The 5,008-nt window shown below is 41.3% G+C and carries 6 protein-coding genes; all 6 read left to right on the top strand.

Annotation, left to right across the window (positions count from 1 at the left end):
• Positions 1 to 183: 183 nt before the first annotated feature.
• The 6 genes from repM (at position 184) to AADH33_RS13150 (ending at position 4,245) form a co-directional block, all read left to right on the top strand.
• Positions 184 to 1,143: a replication initiation protein RepM gene (gene repM / locus AADH33_RS13125; protein WP_348550027.1), complete on the top strand. Its 960-nt coding sequence runs from the start codon at positions 184 to 186 to the stop codon at positions 1,141 to 1,143.
• Between the two features lie 353 nt (positions 1,144 to 1,496).
• Positions 1,497 to 2,318 (top strand): YagK/YfjJ domain-containing protein, encoded by an 822-nt coding sequence (locus AADH33_RS13130; protein ID WP_348550028.1) that lies wholly within the window; start codon positions 1,497 to 1,499, stop codon positions 2,316 to 2,318.
• A 534-nt stretch (positions 2,319 to 2,852) separates the two neighbouring features.
• A complete protein-coding gene (locus AADH33_RS13135; RefSeq protein ID WP_348550023.1) occupies positions 2,853 to 3,107 on the top strand; it encodes a hypothetical protein in 255 nt (84 codons plus the stop codon).
• A gap of 3 nt (positions 3,108 to 3,110) precedes the next feature.
• Positions 3,111 to 3,362: a hypothetical protein gene (locus AADH33_RS13140; RefSeq protein ID WP_348550024.1), complete on the top strand. Its 252-nt coding sequence runs from the start codon at positions 3,111 to 3,113 to the stop codon at positions 3,360 to 3,362.
• On the top strand, positions 3,343 to 3,558 hold the full coding sequence (locus tag AADH33_RS13145; RefSeq protein WP_348550025.1) for a hypothetical protein: 216 nt from the start codon (positions 3,343 to 3,345) through the stop codon (positions 3,556 to 3,558). The genes AADH33_RS13140 and AADH33_RS13145 overlap by 20 nt, the downstream gene beginning before the upstream one ends.
• A gap of 546 nt (positions 3,559 to 4,104) precedes the next feature.
• Positions 4,105 to 4,245: a hypothetical protein gene (locus AADH33_RS13150; protein ID WP_348550026.1), complete on the top strand. Its 141-nt coding sequence runs from the start codon at positions 4,105 to 4,107 to the stop codon at positions 4,243 to 4,245.
• The last annotated feature ends 763 nt before the right edge of the window (positions 4,246 to 5,008 follow it).

Here is a 5,008-nt window from a genome sequence, read left to right on the forward strand (position 1 = left end):
CAGACCACGCTATCAAAGGGCTATAGCGTTCATATCGCTACGTTTATCGCACCATATCGCTACGTTTATCGCACCAGTTTTGGCTTATATCGCTACGTTTATCGCACCAATCTATACGTCATACAACAAAGTATCGTAATTATGCTATTATGCTGAAAATCACTTCAATAATAAGTCGTCACTATGTCTGAATTAGTCGTCAAAGATAACGCATTGATACAAGCAAGTTATACCCTCGATTTAGCAGAACAGCGACTAATCCTATTGGCAATCATTGAGGCTCGCAATTCAGGTCAAGGCATCACGCACGATAGCCTATTGAGAATACACGCAAGTAACTACGCTAAACAGTTCGGAGTTAATGACAAAACAGCCTACACAGTCGTTAAGGACGCAAGCAAAGGACTGTTTGACCGATATGTCACCTACCACGATAAGAACCCAAAGAACGGTAAAGACAGGTCATTTCATTGTCGCTGGGTAGATAAGATAGGCGTAGAGCCTGACAGCGGTATTGTTTATATGCGCTTTACGTCTGATGTTGTGCCACTGATAACAAGGCTCGAAAGCCACTTCACTAGCTATGAGATTGATAAAGTAGCGAACCTGAGCAGTAGCTACGCAATCCGATTGTATGAGCTTTGCGTGGCATGGCGTGAACAAGGATTTACACAGCAATATAAGATTGAGGAACTACGCCAAAAGTTAGGCGTTGAGCCTGAAAAATACAAAGCGATGAATAACTTTAAGGCTCGAGTGATTGACCTCGCTATCAAGCAAATTAACGAGCATACAGACATAACGGTCAAGTATGAGCAGCACAAAACAGGTACTAAAATTACCGCTATGTCATTTAGGTTTAAGCAAAAGAAAGCACCTGAGCAGCTCGCTACTGCTGCAAATAAGAATAGAGATAATGCCACGCCTGACCTATTCCACAACATGACAGACGACCAAATAAGCACGTTCAGCAAAAGGTTGGCTGCATTGCCTGAGCTTGGCAGTAATGCGCCAATGGGTGCAAGTGCTGAGCAATTTGCTGCAATCATTGCCGATGACCTCAAAGACCCTGACAAGCAAACAAAGTACAGCAAGCACTTAGCAAAGTTAGGATTTAAAGCAGCAAAGAGCAAGGTTAAGTAAAAACGTGCTCACAGATTGACGCTGACAGCCTCGTAAGTTGGTTCTAATGCAAAGGTACTAGGAACGGCTAAAGCGTTACTACAGGGCATACAGTGATAAGTAGAATTAAAAAGAGTATTTAATATAAATAACTAATAGCAAATGTCACAGTTAGGGGGTAGATATTAAAGCCAATATTACAGGCAGTACTAGCAGTGGTAAGGGTAGCAATGTTTAGTATGAAGTGGGTTTTTACTATTATCCTTTTACAACCATCACTTAATAACCACTCTTTAAGATACTTTGGTCATTAAGAACATCATTATCTATTAAGGTGTGTTCCCGAGGATTTTTGATTTTAACGAGGTTTGGCAATGAGGCAAAAAACGCTTGCGACAGAGTTAGAAATAGACGGTAGATTACTGCCAATCAATACCTATGGTGGTACAAGAGCTTGCTATGTTGAGCTATTAAAACTTATCAAGCGTGAGTTTGATGCGATGCTGTCATGGCATCAAAAGGTGCTAATGGTCAAAGTTGATATTCATGTTCATGCTGATGTTGTTGGTAGTACCAATGCGATTATGACTGACTACCTAGACCGTATGAGGGAGTGGGTAGGCGGTAAACAGTACAATGCCAAAAGAATGGGTTATGTATGGATAAGAGAAGTTAGCACTCAAGGCGGTCTGCATTACCATGTGTGGCTAATGATTAACGGCAAAGATGCAAAAAGCGGTTATAACTTTATTGAGAAAAGCCGACAGATTGCAGAACGACATAGCCATAGGGGTTATAGAAATGTACCTTATCCGCCAAAGTCTAAAGACGGTATAACAAAAGAATATTTCTACCTAGTCAGACGTGATAACGATAGCGAGTATAACAAAGCGTTTTACCATGTGTCTTACTTCGCTAAAGAACGCACCAAAGACAAGCACAACCTGAGCCCAAAGGGTAAGAATTATTCAGCAAGTAGGATAACGCCAAACCCAAACCCTAGAACGGTTAAGCAAGCCTTACCAAAAACCACAGCCACAGATAAACCACTTCACATGATGACCGATGACTACCTCGCACAGATAACAGAAAAGGAGAAAGGCAAACAGCGCATGACAGACGTAAACGAGGCATTAGAAACTATGTTCACTAGTACTGGTATCGACAGACCGCCAAGAACAGACATTGAATTTTAATTTGCTTAATGATTTAGATATGAGGAGAAAACCATAGCAGCACTTGCTACCACTTCAAGCCTGAGCAATTACCCTCGATTGAGTATCTCACGCTATCGTGACCAGTTGAGGCAATCACGCACAGCGAGCAGCATTGACGTTAATTATTCATATCGAGGCAAGGCATACAGCTACAGCATACGATTAGATAAGACCGCTTGTCACTTTGGCAATTACCGCCATTGGTGGTTATGCCCTAAATGCTCAAGCAGAACATCGGTGCTTTATTGTGCTGGTACTTACGTCTGTAGGCACTGCATAGGAGCTAATTATCATTCACAGCTACAGCAACCCATTGATAGGTTATTCAATCGTGCTGATGCAATCAGGCAGCGTTTAGGTTGGCAATCAGGGATAGCATACGGTAACGGCTCAAAGCCAAAAGGTATGCACTCAAAGACGTTTGATAGGCTTGTGAATGAGCATGACAGACTGACTGCTAAGATATGGCAATCGACACTCGATAAACTAGGTTGCACCCATTGAGGCTAACAAATGAAAATACCTGATTTAAACGACCTGATAGCAGACTTGCAGACAGCCAAACAGATAGCGATTGATGACCGAAATCCAAACGCCATAGTCACAGCCACAGTCGCACAAGCCAAGTTACTAGGCATGGATAACATGAGGGACGTAACGCCAAACAGTAATATTAAATCAGGACTGGGGCATTTTTACGGTGGTATTACTGAGCTAACACCTGAGGCAGCACTGGCAATCAGTAAGCGATTAGATGAGGAGTATTAAGCTATGAGCAGATTGACGCTCGATGACCTACTTGACCAGTTAGAACAGGCAAGGCAAATGGCTATTGAGGAACGTAAACCAACGGCAATGATACAAGCCACTGCTACTATGGCAAAGCTGACAGGGTATGACAGACCACAGTTAAAAGACGTAAATGCCGATGCGGTGCAGACCATTAGTAACCTGATGAATGAATTGGCAAACGATGACCAGTTGCTAACTCAAAGGATAAGCCATGCAAAAGATGAGTATTGATGACCTGATGACAGAATTAGACGATGCTAGATTGACCGCTAAGGCTAACGGACAAGCGTCTGCTATGGTTGCTGCTACCATGTCAAAAGCAAAGCTGCTAGGGCTAGATAAGGGCGTTACTGATGATAACGAGGTGCAGCCAGTCAGTGTGATAGTGAATGTCAAAGACGCTCGCAAACCTGAGCGAGTGTGTTAGCAAAACAAAACTATATAATTTTGACGGTGTAAGCCTATCCTGCAATCCAATAAAGCAGCCAAACAAACAGACTTAAACCGCTTGGATAGCAGCCTTAAGTTGTCTTAGGTTGTGTTAAGTTGTCTTAGGTTGTTTGATGAGATAATTTGATAAAACTTGGTTGTCTTAAGTTGCCTTAGGTTGTTTTCGGACACGTTAGAACCTGATAAAACCTGACATTCAAATCAAGGTAGCGACTCGCAAACGATGTTAAAAGAGTTGTTAAAACATATCATAAAAAAGCTACAGACCGCTAAAACACTTGGGACACAGCCGACAGTTCGATGCCTCTACAGCGCACCAATCACGATTTAATGAGCATAACCCCCACTGGGGACTGTACAAAACTGGACGTTAAGAAGTTCACACCCTAGTCACCAATGGCGGATTGGATTAGCCATGCCCAAAGTTAAGCAAGGGTATCGTAGAATTTAAGACACCCTCACCATGAGGACATTAGACGAGACCACCGTTTCGATGACCTCGAGAAATTAACACACCTTCATCATGATGATGAACGTCAAAACAGACCACAATCAGGCAAAACAAAAAGCGATTGTTGGTACTGGTGGTGGTATTGTCAAAAATAATAATCAAGAAAGCCCGAAAACACTTGGCGTACAGCCGACAGTTTGTGTTCTAGTATAGGAGTCACACTCAATATTCAGTCACCATACTAAAAAAACCTAGCAGCAACCATCGTAGACAAAACGAAAATTAAACCGCAGACACCAAGTGACCTCAAGATAAAACGCTTATTACTCAATGCTAATTCCTTTTTATCTTTGTGGTTATTCAGTCAATATACACTACTAAGCGTTACGTAGTGCCAAAAACTATCGAATTACTCACTGCAAGTACAGAACAGCTAAAACCATCTGACAGCCTATCATTGACCTATACCCAAAACATAAAATCAGTAAATGATAGCTGACCTATCAATAGACTTCGCCTGATTATCAAACGATAGTAATTACCCATCATTATCAATGAACACTAAATATCAAGTCTAAGTGATAATTGACTGATAATTTCATTACCTCATCATTCCATAGCCAAACTAATCACCAATGATATGAGCTGAGATAGTAGCAATTTGCTGTCTGATTGGCTCGCATTTCAATTCTAAGGGTAAAGACCTAGTAAGTTACCTATTGAGAAGTCAAAGCACCTTGTAGGGCAAATCTGAGCTATTGATTATTATCTGATGATTGCCTGAGCTTGGTTGATGACTTCACCAGTGACAGATAATTCAAACCTGAGCCAATTTATCCAGCAATGGATTAATCAATTTTGATGATGTTCTGAGTGCTGAGTTAGTCATCAAATCAAAACATAGTTATCCACAATCAAAAAAATAATTCTTATGCTTTTAAGTATTTAGCTTTTAAAGAGCTTTTAGAGTCCCTCG

It is taken from the genome of Psychrobacter sp. KFRI-CH2-11 (assembly GCF_038239325.1).
Classification (GTDB): domain Bacteria; phylum Pseudomonadota; class Gammaproteobacteria; order Pseudomonadales; family Moraxellaceae; genus Psychrobacter; species Psychrobacter celer.